Source organism: Streptomyces bicolor (assembly GCF_000719285.1).
GTDB classification, from domain to species: Bacteria; Actinomycetota; Actinomycetes; order Streptomycetales; family Streptomycetaceae; genus Streptomyces; species Streptomyces bicolor.
In genome coordinates this window covers 1-14457 of record NZ_JOFS01000025.1, presented here as the reverse complement: position 1 = coordinate 14457, position 14457 = coordinate 1, and the positions used below count along the sequence as shown (strand labels likewise).

Genomic DNA, 14457 nt, shown 5'->3' with positions numbered 1-14457 from the left:
CAGCGCACTGTCAGTGCGGGCGGGTAGTTTGTGGTGACCGACAGGACTTTCAGGAGGGTTGGCCGTGGCCGCTGATCTGTCACAGCTCGTGAAGGCGTACGACGTCCGCGGGGTCGTCCCCGACCAGTGGGACGAGCCGCTGGCCGAGCTCTTCGGGGCCGCCTTCGTCCAGGTGACCGCCGCGAGCGCGATCGTGATCGGGCACGACATGCGGCCCTCGTCGCCCGGTCTGTCCCGCGCCTTCGCGCGCGGAGCCGCGGCCCAGGGCGTCGACGTCACCGAGATCGGCCTGTGCTCCACCGACCAGCTGTACTACGCCTCGGGCGCGCTGAACCTGCCGGGCGCGATGTTCACGGCCTCGCACAACCCAGCCCAGTACAACGGCATCAAGATGTGCCGCGCCGGTGCCGCCCCGGTCGGCCAGGACACCGGCCTCGCGCAGATCCGCGAACTGGTCGAGGGCTGGTCCGAGTCGGGCGCCCCGGAACCGGCCGCGCGGACGGGCACGATCACACAGCGCGACACGTTGGAGGACTACGCGGCCCACCTCCGCTCCCTCGTCGACCTGACCTCCATCCGCCCCCTGAAGGTCGTCGTCGACGCGGGCAACGGCATGGGCGGGCACACGGTGCCGACGGTCTTCGCCGGCCTCCCCCTCACGCTCGTCCCGATGTACTTCGAACTGGACGGCACCTTCCCCAACCACGAGGCCAACCCCCTGGACCCGGCGAACATCGTGGACCTCCAGAAGCGGGTCCGCGAAGAATCGGCCGACCTCGGCATCGCCTTCGACGGCGACGCCGACCGCTGCTTCGTCGTCGACGAGCACGGCGCCCCGGTCTCCCCGTCCGCCATCACCGCCCTGGTCGCCTCGCGCGAGCTCGCCAAGCACGGCGGCAAGGGCACGATCATCCACAACCTGATCACGTCCTGGTCGGTGCCGGAAGTCGTCGAGGAGAACGGCGGCACCCCGGTCCGCACCCGCGTCGGCCACTCCTTCATCAAGGCCGAGATGGCCAGGACCGGCGCGATCTTCGGCGGCGAGCACTCCGCCCACTACTACTTCAAGGACTTCTGGAACGCCGACACGGGCATGCTGGCCGCCCTCCACGTCCTCGCGGCCCTCGGCGGCCAGGAGGGCCCCCTCTCGTCGCTGGTCGCCCAGTACGACCGCTACGCCGGCTCCGGCGAGATCAACTCCACGGTCGCCGACCAGGCGGGCCGCCTGGCAGCCATCAAGGCCGCATACGAGGGCCAGGAGGGCGTGGAACTGGACGAACTCGACGGCCTGACCGTCACGGCCGCCGACTGGTGGTTCAACGTCCGCCCGTCCAACACGGAACCCCTGCTCCGCCTGAACGCGGAGGCGCGGGACGAGGCGACGATGGCGAAGGTGCGGGACGAGGCGTTGGGGATCATCAGAGGCTGAGCCCAAGCAAGCTCACCTCTAGGCGCCGGTCCGCACCGCCCAGCCCGTCCGGCGTTCGAGGACGAGGCCCTTTAGGGGCCGAAGCGGGGGTCTGGGGGCGGCAGCCCCCAGAAGGGACCGGGGTCGAAGGGACGGCACCCCTTCAGGATGGGACGGGTAGGGGCGGCGGCGGGGGCGAGAAAACCAAACGCGCACCCCCACCCGCCCCCCAGACCCCCTCCCCCGCCCAACCCCGGCACCCCGCCCCCACCGGCGGTACGCTGACCAGGCACATCCGCACACACGCACGTACCGCACCCAACCACCCCAGAAGGGACCCCTCATGCCCCTGGAAGCCGCCCTCCTGGAGATCCTCGCCTGCCCGGCCTGCCACGCCCCCCTCAAGGAGCAGGACGCCGAGCTGATCTGCACCGGCCAGGACTGCGGCCTGGCGTACCCCGTCCGCGACGGCATCCCCGTCCTGCTCGTGGACGAGGCCCGCCGCCCCGCATGACGCGAGGCGAAGGCCACCGGCGTACGGAGGCCACCGGCGTAAGGACGCCAAGGTCACCGTCGTAGAGGCGCCATGACCACCGGCATGAACACGCCCCAGCCACCGGCGCGGATACGCCACGGCCACCCTCGCAAAGACGCCACAACCACTGGCCGGACGCCACAGTCACCGAAGCGAAGACGACCGGCCACCGCAACCCGCACCCACGAACCGGCACTCGCAAACCGCTACCAGCACCTGTTAAACGGGCACCCGCACCCACATCCGCAAACCGGCGGCACAACCCCCACCCCAAGCAAACCCACTCCAAAGCCGCCCGCCACCGAGCACCCCCCGGCGAACACACCCGCGCAAGACACCCGCCCCGCCCCACAAGACCCGGCGATCGGAGGCTGTCGCCCATGCTCGACGAATCGCTGCTCGACGCGCCGGAGGCGCTCGCCGAGGCCGACCACCGCGCCCTGCTCCGCGGCGCGGCCGAGGCAGGCGCCCGCGTCCGCACCGCCGCCCGGCACGCCGCCGAGGCCGGCGTCAACGACCTCAAGCCCGACGGCCGCCCCCGCGCCATCCTGATCGCGGGCCCCGGCGCCGCCGCCACCTGCGTCGCCGATCTCCTCGGCACACTCGCCGGCGCCACCAGCCCGGTCACCCGACTGGCTCCTTCCGGCGTCGCCCCCGCGGCGGGCGCCCTGCGCTGGGAGCTGCCGGGCTGGGCCGGTTCCGTGGACCTGGTGCTGATCGCCACCCCCGACGGCAGCGAACCCGGCCTGAGCCTCCTCGCCGAGCAGGCGTACCGCCGCGGCTGCACGGTCGTCGCCGTGGCCCCCGCCCGTTCCCCGCTCACCGAAGCGGTGCACGACAACCACGGCCTGTTCGTCCCGATGGCGACCGCCCCCTACGAGCAGGACACACCCCTCGCCGCCTCCGCCCCCGGCGTCCTGTGGGCGCTGCTCACCCCGCTCCTGGCGCTCCTGGACCGCACCGGCCTGCTCGCCGCCCCGCCCGAGGCCCTCGAGAAGATCGCCGACCGCCTCGACCACATCGCCGAACGCTGCGGCCCCGCCATCGCGACGTACAGCAACCCCGCCAAGACCCTGGCGGCCGAACTCGCCGACGCGCTTCCCCTGATCTGGACCGAGGGCGTCTCCGCCGGCCCGGCCGGCCGCCGTTTCGCCGCCGCGCTCGCCGAGCTCTCCGGCCACCCCGCTCTCGTCGCCGAACTGCCCGAGGCACTCGCCTCGCACAGCGCCCTGCTCGCCGGCCGGCTCGCCGCGAGCGCCGACCCGGACGACTTCTTCCGCGACCGCGTGGAGGAGACACCGGCACTGCACGCGCGCGTGCTGCTGCTGCGCGACCGCCCGATCGGCGGAATCACCGCCGCGCCCGCCGCCCGCGACCTGGCCCTGAGCCATGACACGCCGATCAGCGAACTGGAGCCGGAGGCCGGCGGCGAACTCGAGACGCTCGCGGAACTGATCGCCATCACGGATTTCGCCGCCGTTTACCTGGCGCTCGCCTCGGGAGCCTGATCTATCCCAGGGCGCCCTGGCAGCCGTACGCACAAGGAACCGGCAGTCGTACACAAGGCGAACCCGCGTCCTACCCGAAGAGAACCCACGCCGTCCGCACAGAGAGCAGGCAGACAACCGCATGGACCGCCTCGACAACACCGTCCGCCCCTACGCCTGGGGTTCCACCACCGCGATCCCGAAGCTCCTCGGAGTCGAGCCGACCGGCGAACCGCAGGCGGAGATGTGGATGGGCGCACACCCGGGCGCACCCTCGCGCACCGCGCGCGGGACGCTCGTCGAGGTCATCGAGGCCGACCCGGAGCGCGAGCTCGGCGCCGCGGCCGTGGCGAAGTTCGGCCCCCGCCTGCCCTTCCTCCTCAAGATCCTCGCCGCCGGCGCCCCGCTCTCCCTCCAGGTGCACCCCAACCTGGAGCAGGCCAAGGAGGGTTACGAGGACGAGGAGCGGCGCAACATCCCCGTGGACGCGGGCCACCGCAACTACAAGGACGCCAACCACAAGCCCGAACTGATCTGCGCGCTCACCGAGTTCGACGGCCTGTGCGGCTTCCGCGACCCCGTCGAGGCCGCCGACCTGCTCGACGGCCTCGGTGTCGACTCCCTCAAGCCGTACGTCGACCTGCTGCACGCGCACCCCGAGGACGCGGCCCTGCGCGAGGTGCTCACCGCGATCCTCACCGCCGACCCGGACGACATGGCAAGCACCGTCGCCGAGGCCGCGGCCGCCTGCTCCCGCCTCGGCGGCGCCTACGCCCCGTACGCCGACATCGCCCACCACTACCCCGGCGACTCCGGCGTCATCGCCGCGATGCTCCTCAACTACGTCCGCCTGCAGCCCGGCGAGGCCCTGTACCTCGGCGCCGGCATCCCGCACGCCTACCTCAACGGCCTCGGCGTCGAGATCATGGCCAACTCCGACAACGTCCTGCGCTGCGGCCTCACCCCCAAGCACGTCGACGTCCCCGAACTCCTGCGCATCGTCCGCTTCGAAGCGAGTGACCCGGGTGTGCTGCGCCCGGAGGCGTCCCCGGACGGCGAGGAGGTCTACGAGACCCCGATCGACGAGTTCCGCCTGTCCCGGTACGTCCTCCCGGAGGGCACCGCCGCCCACGACCTCACGCGCGCGACCCCGCAGATCCTGCTGTGCACCGCGGGTTCCGTCCGCGCGGGGGAGCACGAACTGACGCCCGGCGGCTCCGTCTTCGTCCCGGCGGGCGAAAAGGCCGAAGTGTCCGGGGCCGGTACGGTCTTCCGGGCCACGGTCGTCGCCTGACCGAGGCCATCCGACGACCCGGCGCGCCGTTGTCGGACCGGGCTGCAACAATGGCCCACCGGCAAAGGACGGGCAAAGCCGAAGACGGACGAAGCCTGCGGCAGACGACGGGCGAAGCCTCTGACACAGCGCCCGTTGACAGGCGACGTCCTGCACGGCGTACGCACGCATACGAAGGCGAAGGGACAACGCGACACATGAGCGCGTCAGGCGGTACCAAGGCGATCGTGGCGGCACTCGCCGCCAACCTCGCGATCGCGGCATCGAAGTTCGTGGCGTTCGCGTTCAGCGGTTCGTCGTCGATGCTCGCCGAGGGCGTGCACTCGCTCGCCGACTCCGGCAACCAGGCCCTGCTGCTGGTCGGCGGCAAGAAGGCGCAGCGCGAGGCGACCCCGCAGCACCCCTTCGGTTACGGCCGCGAGCGTTACATCTACGCCTTCCTCGTCTCGATCATCCTGTTCTCGGTCGGCGGCATGTTCGCCCTCTACGAGGGCTACGAGAAGATCAAGCACCCGCACGAGATCGAGCACTGGTACTGGCCGGTCGGCGTGCTCGTCTTCGCGATCATCGCCGAGACGTTCTCCTTCCGGACGGCCATCAAGGAGTCCAACGTCCTGCGGGGCAGGAAGTCCTGGAAAGAGTTCGTCCGCCACGCCAAGGCCCCTGAGCTGCCCGTCGTCCTCCTGGAGGACCTCGGCGCGCTGGTCGGCCTGATCCTCGCCCTGGGTGGCGTCGGCCTGGCCCTGATCACCGGCGACGGTGTCTGGGACGGCATCGGCACCATCTGCATCGGCGTCCTGCTCGTCCTGATCGCGGTCGTCCTGGCCATCGAGACCAAGTCGCTGCTGCTCGGCGAGTCCGCGGGTGTCGAGGAGGTCCAGAAGATCGAGGCCGCCGTCGTCGACGGCGAGGCGGTCACCCGCATCATCCACATGCGCACGCTGCACATCGGTCCCGAGGAACTCCTGGTCGCCGCCAAGATCGCCGTCCGGCGCGAGGCCACGGCCGCCGAGATCGCCGCCGCCATCGACGCCGCCGAGGCCCGCATCCGCGAGGCCGTACCGATCGCCCGCGTCATCTACCTCGAGCCCGACATCTACAGCGAGGCCGAGGCAGCCAAGGGCGCCGACCGCGACGCGACGCCCGGGGGACCGGCATCGCATGGTGACGAGCACTGACCCGACTGACACAGAAGGGGCCCGCCGGAATCCCGGCGGGCCCCTCGGCCTTGTCCTGCGGCCGCTTCCTCAGACCTGCACCGCCCATGGCGGCGGGGGCGGCACCATGGCCCGTGCCCTCCGTCGCACGACGAGGGCGGCGATCCCCAGCCCGACGCCGACGAGCACCAGCACCACGCCGAGCACCATCGCCGTTCCGAGTACCGCCGGCACGGTGTAGTCGTCGATCACCCTTCCCCGGATCGCGGACACCGGAAGCGTCCCGCCCTGATCGTCGAGGAAGGCCCGCGAGTCACGCGAGTTCGCGCGGTGGTCGCCCAGCATGAACAGCCGCCCGTCGGGAACCTCCACGTCGTAACGCGCGGGGTACCCGCCGTGCACGTCCCCGCCCTTCACATACGGCTCCTCGAGCGGCTTCCCGTTCACGGTGACGCGCGCACCCGCTCCCTCCCCGGTGCAGCACGCCACGCGGTCGCCGCCCGCGCCGATGACCCGCATCATCACCAGACCGTCGAAGCCGTACCGGTCCGGCGCCGAGAGCAGCACGACATCCCCGGGCCGCACCTCGCTTCCGTCGATCCGCTCGTAGAAGATCCGGTCGCCCGGCCCGTACGTCGGCGTCATGCTGTCGCTCGACACGACGGAGCCACCGAAGGCCTGCCGGGCATAGCCGAGACCGCCAAGCCCCAGCAACAACCCCACCAGCCCCACCACGATGGCTGCGATCCCCAGTCCCCGCCCCTTGCCCGACATCTCGTTCCTCCCCATGCGGCCCATCCGCGGGCGCTGAGAGTAGCGGGCGTCTGTGAACGTGCGATGCGGGCCCGCGCCCCCCGTACGGACACTGACCCGATCGCGTGGTTACCCGGCTTCGCGCGGCTACCCGACTTCGCGCAGTACTCCGAGGACGGACGACGCATCCGACGCGGCCAGCAACCGCTCCCGGAACCCCGCGTCCATCAACTTCCGCGACAGCAGCGCCAGAATCCGCAGATGCTCGTCACCCGCGGCCGCCTCCGGTACGGCGATCATGAACACCAGCCTCGCCTTCGTACCGTCCGGCGAGCCCCACTCGACGCCCTCCGCGGACCGCGCGAAACCGACGACCGGTGCGGTGACCGCATCCGTCTTGGCATGCGGAATCGCGATCTCCTCACCGAGACCCGTGGTCCCCTGCGCCTCCCGCCGCAGCGCGGTCGCCACCAACTCGTCCACATCCGCGACCCTGCCGGTACGCGCGAGCAGCCCCGCCATCTCCCGGATCGCGGACTCCTTGTCGGCGGCGTCGAGTTCGACCTTCACGGTCCGCTCGGTGAGATAGCCCGAGAGAACCCCGCCCGGAACGTCACCGGCACCGGCGACGTCGACAGCCTCCGGCTCACGTACGCCCCGCTGCGTTACGACGGCCCCGGCACCCGGCACCGCACCGTCGGCACCGGTCCCCGGCGCTCCGACACCCGCCGCCCCGACCAGCGCGGGCGCCGGCGCGGGTCCGGCCGTACCCGTGTCGGCGAACGCCTCCCCACGCCGCCCGCGCTCACGCAGGTCGACCAGGGCGACCGTGGTCAGCGCCGTGACGACCGAGCCGATCACCACGGCCGCGAAGAACATCGGCACGCCGCTCACCGCGCCCAGCACGGCCACGATCGGCCCGCCGTGCGGCACCGCGTCCTCGACGCCCGCGATCCCGGCGATGGCGCCGGCGACCGCGCCGCCCAGCATGTTGGCGGGGATGACCTGCGCGGGTCGCGCCGCGGCGAACGGGATCGCTCCCTCGGATATACCGAAGCAGCCCATGAAGAGCGAGGCGAGCCCCGTCTCCCGCTCCTGCTCGGTGTACAGCCGCTTCCGTATCAGCGTGGCCAGGCCCTGACCCAGCGGCATGACGGGGATCGCGGCCGCGCACATGCCCATGACCGTCTGGTTGCCGGTCGCGATGAGCCCGGCACCGAACAGGAACGCCGTCTTGTTGACCGGCCCGCCCATGTCGAACGCGATCATGAGCCCGAGGATCGCGCCGAGCAGAACGGCGCTGGTGCCCGTCATCCCACTCAGCCAGCTGGTCAGATGCTCGAACACCCAGGAGATCGGCTTGCCGATGACGTAGATGAAGAACAGCCCGAGCGCCGTGGTCGCCACGATCGGGATCACGATGATCGGCATGATCGGCTGCACGAACTTCGGGACCTTGACCCTCTTGATCCACAGCACCAGGTACCCGGCGAGGAAGCCGGTCACGATCGCCCCGATGAAGCCCGCCCCGGCCTTGGAGTCGTACAGCTCACCGGTGTTGGCGATCCAGCCACCGATCATGCCGGGCACGAGGGCGGGGCGGTCCCCGATCGCATACGCGATGTAGCCGGACAGGATCGGCACCATCAGCGTGAAGCCGATGACGCCGATGTTGTTCACGTCCATCCAGAAGGAGTCCTTCGGGATGACCAGACCGCCGGACGGGTCCGTGTGCCCGCCGAGCGAGAGCGAGATCGCGATCAACAGTCCGCCGACCACGACGAACGGGATCATGTAACTGACCCCGTTCATCAACGCCTTGTACCCGACGCTCCGCTCCTTGCCACGGCCGGCCGCGGAGGCCGTGGGGGCGCCCCCTGCCGTGTGCACGGGCGCCGACAGCACCTGCTCGATCAACCGCTCCGGGTGGTGAATGCCCTCCGTCACCCCGACGGTGAGGACCCGCTTGCCCACGAAACGGCTCAGGTCCACGTCCTTGTCCGCGGCGACGATGATGCCGTCGGCGGTTTTGACATCGTTGTCATCGAGAACATTTTCAGCCCCGATGGATCCCTGGGTCTCCACCTTCATGTCGATACCGTGGCTCTCGCCCGCCTGCGCGAGCTTCTCAGCCGCCATGTACGTATGGGCGATGCCGGTCGGGCACGCGGTCACCGCGAGCAGCTTCAACCGCTTCCGCTCGCCACCGCCGCTGCCCGTGGGGGGAGGGCCGGCCGGACTGGTCACATCGATCTCCTAACGCCTTTGTCATGCGGAATCGCCGTCCCGGACGCTCCGCAAGATCGATCAGTTGTTCAGATCTCCTGGGCATCCTGCACCACCTAGCCGCAGGCTCAAAGGCCCGAAGATCCCTAATAATCCCGGTTCGCCGCCTCCTGGCGGCCGTTCGTTGGTGTCCTGTTATCGCTCCCGCCCATCGCCCCCACACTCGACGCCACCCACCCGCCACCACCCCATGAACAAACCTCGCCCCAACCGCCCACAGCCCCTTGATGGCGCGATCCGTACGTAGGCGGACTGGGGCCGCCCGGACCTCCCGGTGTAGCTTGGGACAGAGCCAGACGTCGCTGCTGATGGCGGTCGGGCGGTCCCGACACGGACCGACCGAGGGAGAGAGGGCCTCCGACGGACTGCGCTGCGCGTACGCGGGCATGCCTGTGTCCTCTTCGGGCACCCCGGTTACCGCCGCCGCGCAGACCAGCCGTACCCACCCTCGACCCAACCCCGAGGAGCAGCTCGCAATGACGACTGTCGAGAACCGACAGGACTTCAAGGTCGCCGACCTCTCCCTGGCCGAGTTCGGCCGCAAGGAGATCACCCTCGCCGAGCACGAGATGCCCGGCCTGATGGCGATCCGCAAGGAGTACGCCGAGGCGCAGCCCCTGGCCGGCGCCCGCGTCACCGGCTCCCTGCACATGACCGTGCAGACCGCCGTCCTCATCGAGACCCTGGTCGCCCTGGGCGCCGAGGTCCGCTGGGCGTCCTGCAACATCTTCTCCACCCAGGACCATGCGGCCGCCGCCATCGCCGTCGGCCCGAACGGCACGGTGGACAACCCGCAGGGCGTCCCGGTCTTCGCCTGGAAGGGCGAGACCCTGGAGGAGTACTGGTGGTGCACGGAGCAGGCCCTGACCTGGCCGAACACCCCCACCGGCGGCCCGAACATGATCCTGGACGACGGCGGTGACGCCACCCTCCTCGTCCACAAGGGCGTCGAGTACGAGAAGGACGGCCAGGTCCCGGCCATCGAGACCGCCGAGTCCGACGAGCACCGCGTCATCCTCCAACTGCTCCACCGCACCCTGGGGGAGAACCCCCAGAAGTGGACCCAGCTGGCGTCCGAGATCCGCGGCGTGACCGAGGAGACCACGACCGGCGTCCACCGCCTGTACGAGATGCAGCGCGACGGCACCCTCCTGTTCCCGGCGATCAACGTCAACGATGCCGTCACCAAGTCGAAGTTCGACAACAAGTACGGCTGCCGTCACTCCCTGATCGACGGCATCAACCGCGCCACCGACGTCCTCATCGGCGGCAAGACCGCGGTCGTCTGCGGCTACGGCGACGTGGGCAAGGGCTGCGCGGAGTCCCTGCGCGGGCAGGGCGCCCGCGTGATCGTCACCGAGATCGACCCGATCTGCGCCCTCCAGGCGGCGATGGACGGCTACCAGGTCACGACCCTCGACGAGGTCATCGACAAGGCCGACATCTTCATCACCACGACCGGCAACAAGGACATCATCATGGCCTCGGACATGGCCAAGATGAAGCACCAGGCCATCGTCGGCAACATCGGCCACTTCGACAACGAGATCGACATGGCCGGCCTCGCGAAGATCCCGGGCATCGTCAAGGACGAGGTGAAGCCCCAGGTCCACACCTGGACCTTCCCCGACGGCAAGGTGATCATCGTCCTGTCCGAGGGGCGCCTGCTGAACCTGGGCAACGCCACCGGCCACCCGTCGTTCGTGATGTCCAACTCCTTCGCGGACCAGACGCTGGCCCAGATCGAGCTGTTCACCAAGCCCGACGCCTACCCGACCGGTGTGTATACGCTGCCCAAGCACCTGGACGAGAAGGTCGCCCGCCTCCACCTGGACTCGCTCGGCGTGAAGCTGACGACGCTCCGCCCCGAGCAGGCCGCGTACATCGGCGTCGAGGTCGAGGGCCCGTACAAGCCGGACCACTACCGCTACTGAGCCGAACCGTCACCGGACCGACCAGTCGGCGCCGAACGGTGTGAGCCAGGTTGCCGTGCGACGGAATTCGTACGGCGTACGGCAACCTCCGGCGAGCGCGGTCCGCACGATGGCTCCCGGCGGGCGCGCCCGTGCACTGGCGCGTCCTTCAGCAGCACGTCCTCAGAGGCAGGCCCCCGCACCCCCGTGCCGGGGGCCTGCCCCTTTGGCTCATGCGGCCCGTCGGCCGTGTAACCGGACCAACCCGTCAAGCCCCAGGACCCCGATGCCCCGCGGCCGATATTCGCTCCACGATCCGCACGATCACACCCCCCTCGCAGAAGAGCACTTCCACTGCGCCCCCGGCCCTTCCGGCTGGCGCTACGTCTCCCAGCTGACCACTCCCGCGGGCGATCACAGCGGCTCCGTCGACCTCGCCCTGGACGAACTCGGCCGCCCCATCCGTCTCGAACTCCACGCCGGCGGCTGGCAGGTACGCGGTGCCGCCCTCGACGGCGTCACCTGGGTCCGTACCGACCCCACCGGGGCTCACGCCACCGAAGGCAATGTGCGCGCCCATGCCTTCACCGGCACATCCCCGGCGTTCCTCATCGCCACCACTCGTCTCCTGCGCCTCACCCCTTCCGCCTCGGCAACCCGGGTACGCCTTGTGGCCTTCACGGACCCGGTCCTCGCCCCGCGCACCGTGGACCAGTCCTGGGCCTTGGTGAACAGAGAAACACACGCCACTGACAACACCCCCCTGACCGTGGACGAATACCAGGTCACAGCCCTGGACACGGGCGAGCAGCACGCCGTACACATCGCGGGCGACGTGGTCCTGGCGGCCCCCGGCCTCGAACTGGAGGACCTGGAATCGCCGCCGTCCACGTTCGCTTGAGCGAGGCCGCGCAGATGGGTCGATGGGAGAGCCGGTTGGGGAGCGGACCGAGGAGTCAGGAAGATCGCACGGTCGGGTTGGACCGCGCGACCGCAAGTCCGTCGCGGCGATGCGCTTGGAGGGAGGAGAAGACCTACGCCGGTGGCACGAACCCGGTGGCGGGACCATCGGCCGATGACGCGTCCTGCGGCGCCGGGGCCTGCTCTACGACGTCCTGCGGTACGGGGGAACGATCCACTACCGGTCCCACTCCCAGCTGACCGCCGACCGCAGCAGCCCCCACGCCGTACGCGCCCGGCGGAGGCACAGCGCCGGGTGGGACGACCGGCGGGCCGTACGGACCCGGTGCACCAGCGGCAGGCCCCGCCCCGCTCACCACAGCGCCGGCACCACCCACAGCACCGACACCAGCAGCCGCCCGACCCGACCCCGGCCCGTTCCCGAAGGCGCGCCGAGCCTCTCGCGTCTGCCGTTCCTGCAGAACAGCCGCCAGATACGCGGCCGGCGGCACGCCCTGAGGCGCCGGGGTACCCGTCCGCGCCGCGAGGTCCGTCGCGAGCTGTTCCGCCATCCTCCAACCGACCTGGGGGTCCAGTTGCTGCATGCGCGTCAGGTACTGGCGAATCGCGAGCCACAGCCCATCGGGAACCGCAGACAGATCAAGCCCCGAGAACCGTCCGGCCAACCAGGGCGGAGGCGGGGGAACGAAGCCCGTCCGCGCGAGGGGCACGCGTTCCCGCACGACAAGAGTCCCGGCGAAGACATCACCGAGCCGCCGCCCGCGCGCGGACACCAGTGAAGCGATGACGGCGACGACTCCGAGCGTCATCAGAATCTCGATCACACCGATGAGACCCCGAACCAGCGCGTGCCGGAACCGGATCGGCCCGCCGTCGTCACGAACCACCCGCAGCCCGCACGCCAACTTCCCGAGCGAACGCCCATGGCTGAGCGTCTCCACCGCGATCGGCCCGCCGACCAGCAGTAGGACGAACGTCGCGATCGACAGCGCGGTCTGCGCAGCCTCGTCCAGAGAGGCGGTGGCAGCTACTACGCCAATGGTCACGGCGATATAGGCGATCACGGCCACCGCCAGATCGACCAGGACGGCCAGCGCCCTGCTGGGCAGCTTCGCGGGGCGCAACTCAAGGGCCACCGCCTCACCCGTGACCAGCTCACTCACACCGTCCATCCTTCCCCTGACCTGCCCCTCGAATGGCCAGTCTGCCAAGCTGAGGGCGCATCGCGCCGCAGTACGACAAGCTGACATCCACGACGAGTCGCCGACGAACAGCCGGGGAGCAGGAAAGCAGATGGACCTCGACGTCTTCGTCACCGCCCACCGAGCCGAGTGGGACCGCCTCGAAGCCCTGCTCGGGCGCCAGCGCCGTCTCACCGGCGCAGAGGCCGACGAACTCGTCGCCCTCTACCAGCGCACCGCCACCCACCTCTCCCTGATCCAGTCCAGCGCCCCCGATCCCCAGTTGACGGGCCGGCTCAGCCAGCTGGTGGCACGCGCGCGCAGTGCCGTGACAGGCACACGACGCGCCTCGTGGCGCGACGTCACCCGCTTCCTCGCCCACGGTTTCCCAGCCGCGGTCTACCGTTCGCGCCACTGGTGGGTACCCACAGCACTCCTCTCCACCCTCGTCGCAGCCCTCCTGGGCTGGTGGATCGGCACCCACCCCGAAGTGCAGGCGACCATCGCGGCCCCCAACGAACTTCGCGAGCTCACCCGCCCCGGCGGCCAGTACGAGACGTACTACTCCAGCCACCCCGCGGCCTCCTTCGCCGCCCAGGTCTGGACGAACAACGCCTGGGCCGCCGCCCTCTGCCTGATCCTGGGCGTCTTCCTCGGCCTCCCGGTCCTCTGGATCCTCTTCCAGAACATGCTCAACCTCGCTGTCGGCTTCGGTCTGATGTCCTCGGCGGGACGCCTGGACACCTTCCTCGGCCTTGTCCTGCCGCACGGTCTCCTCGAGCTGACCGCGGTCTTCGTAGCAGCCGGCACCGGCCTGCGCCTTGGCTGGACTCTCATAGACCCCGGCCCCCGCACCCGACGCACAGCCCTCGCCGAGGAAGGCCGAGCCGCGATCGGCATGGCGATAGGCCTCGCTCTGGTCCTCTTCGTCTCGGGTGCCATCGAAGGCTTCGTCACCCCGTCGGGCCTGCCGACATGGGCGCGCATCACCATCGGTGTCGTCGCAGAGCTTGCCTTCCTCGCATACGTCTACGTCCTCGGTGGCCGTGCTGCCCGAGCCGGAGAGACGGGCGACGTCGAGGCGGCCGAGCGCAGCGCTGCCGTTCCAACAGCGGCCTGATGTGCGGACACACCCGTTGAACTGCTAGTCTCCTCTTCGCCCCACAAGAGCCGTTGACACGGAGCGACTGGGGAGGTAGATTTGAACAGTTGCCTGGAGATGGACCTAGTCCAGCCGGGCCGAGTGAGCATCTATCTGCTTCAGTGGAACATCGATTCCCAAGAAGCCCCTCCCGATGATTCGGAAATGAGTGGCCGGTCAGTCCGGTCCGGAACTTCTGATAAAGTCGGAACCGCCGGAAAGGGAAACGCGAAAGCGAGAACCTGGAAAGCGCCGAGGAAATCGGATCGAGAAAAGATCTGATAGAGTCGGAAACGCAAGACCGAAGGGAAGCGCCCGGAGGAAAGCCCGAGAGGGTGAGTACAAAGGAAGCGTCCGTTCCTTGAGAACTCAACAGCGTGC

General features: G+C 70.0%; 11 protein-coding genes. 8 read left to right on the top strand and 3 right to left on the bottom strand.

Annotated features, from left to right (window positions below; genetic code table 11):
* The first annotated feature begins 64 nt into the window (after window positions 1-64).
* The 5 genes from IF78_RS0128875 to IF78_RS0128855 all read left to right on the top strand — a co-directional run bounded on the left by IF78_RS0128875 (window position 65) and on the right by IF78_RS0128855 (window position 5902).
* Entirely contained in the window at window positions 65-1429 is a 1365-nt protein-coding gene (locus tag IF78_RS0128875) for a phosphomannomutase/phosphoglucomutase (RefSeq protein WP_031481226.1), read from the top strand.
* 322 nt (window positions 1430-1751) lie between these two features.
* Window positions 1752-1922 carry a Trm112 family protein gene (locus IF78_RS46570; protein WP_078662629.1) on the top strand — a complete coding sequence of 57 codons (171 nt, stop codon included), beginning with the start codon at window positions 1752-1754 and terminating at the stop codon, window positions 1920-1922.
* 401 nt (window positions 1923-2323) lie between these two features.
* Complete coding sequence (locus tag IF78_RS0128865) at window positions 2324-3451, top strand: SIS domain-containing protein (RefSeq protein WP_031481225.1); 1128 nt, start codon at window positions 2324-2326, stop codon at window positions 3449-3451.
* Between the two features lie 121 nt (window positions 3452-3572).
* On the top strand, window positions 3573-4724 hold the full coding sequence (manA, locus tag IF78_RS0128860; protein WP_031481224.1) for a mannose-6-phosphate isomerase, class I: 1152 nt from the start codon (window positions 3573-3575) through the stop codon (window positions 4722-4724).
* A 197-nt stretch (window positions 4725-4921) separates the two neighbouring features.
* Complete coding sequence (locus IF78_RS0128855) at window positions 4922-5902, top strand: cation diffusion facilitator family transporter (protein WP_031481223.1); 981 nt, start codon at window positions 4922-4924, stop codon at window positions 5900-5902.
* Between the two features lie 69 nt (window positions 5903-5971).
* Here IF78_RS0128855 and lepB read toward each other — a convergent pair whose 3' ends face one another.
* Window positions 5972-6670 (bottom strand): signal peptidase I, encoded by a 699-nt coding sequence (lepB, locus tag IF78_RS0128850; protein WP_324617270.1) that lies wholly within the window; start codon window positions 6668-6670, stop codon window positions 5972-5974.
* Window positions 6671-6781: 111 nt separating this feature from the next.
* Complete coding sequence (locus tag IF78_RS0128845; protein WP_031481221.1) at window positions 6782-8881, bottom strand: fructose-specific PTS transporter subunit EIIC; 2100 nt, start codon at window positions 8879-8881, stop codon at window positions 6782-6784.
* A gap of 515 nt (window positions 8882-9396) precedes the next feature.
* Here IF78_RS0128845 and ahcY point away from each other — a divergent pair.
* The gene (gene ahcY / locus IF78_RS0128840; protein ID WP_031481220.1) at window positions 9397-10854 is read left to right on the top strand and encodes an adenosylhomocysteinase; all 1458 of its coding nucleotides are present in this window, start codon (window positions 9397-9399) and stop codon (window positions 10852-10854) included.
* A 265-nt stretch (window positions 10855-11119) separates the two neighbouring features.
* On the top strand, window positions 11120-11734 hold the full coding sequence (locus IF78_RS0128835) for a hypothetical protein (RefSeq protein WP_031481219.1): 615 nt from the start codon (window positions 11120-11122) through the stop codon (window positions 11732-11734).
* 133 nt (window positions 11735-11867) lie between these two features.
* Here the strand turns inward: IF78_RS0128835 and IF78_RS0128830 are convergent, their stop codons facing one another.
* Complete coding sequence (locus IF78_RS0128830; protein WP_031481218.1) at window positions 11868-12917, bottom strand: RDD family protein; 1050 nt, start codon at window positions 12915-12917, stop codon at window positions 11868-11870.
* A 130-nt stretch (window positions 12918-13047) separates the two neighbouring features.
* Between IF78_RS0128830 and IF78_RS0128825 the strand changes: the two genes are divergently transcribed.
* Window positions 13048-14055: a stage II sporulation protein M gene (locus IF78_RS0128825; protein ID WP_031481217.1), complete on the top strand. Its 1008-nt coding sequence runs from the start codon at window positions 13048-13050 to the stop codon at window positions 14053-14055.
* The last annotated feature ends 402 nt before the right edge of the window (window positions 14056-14457 follow it).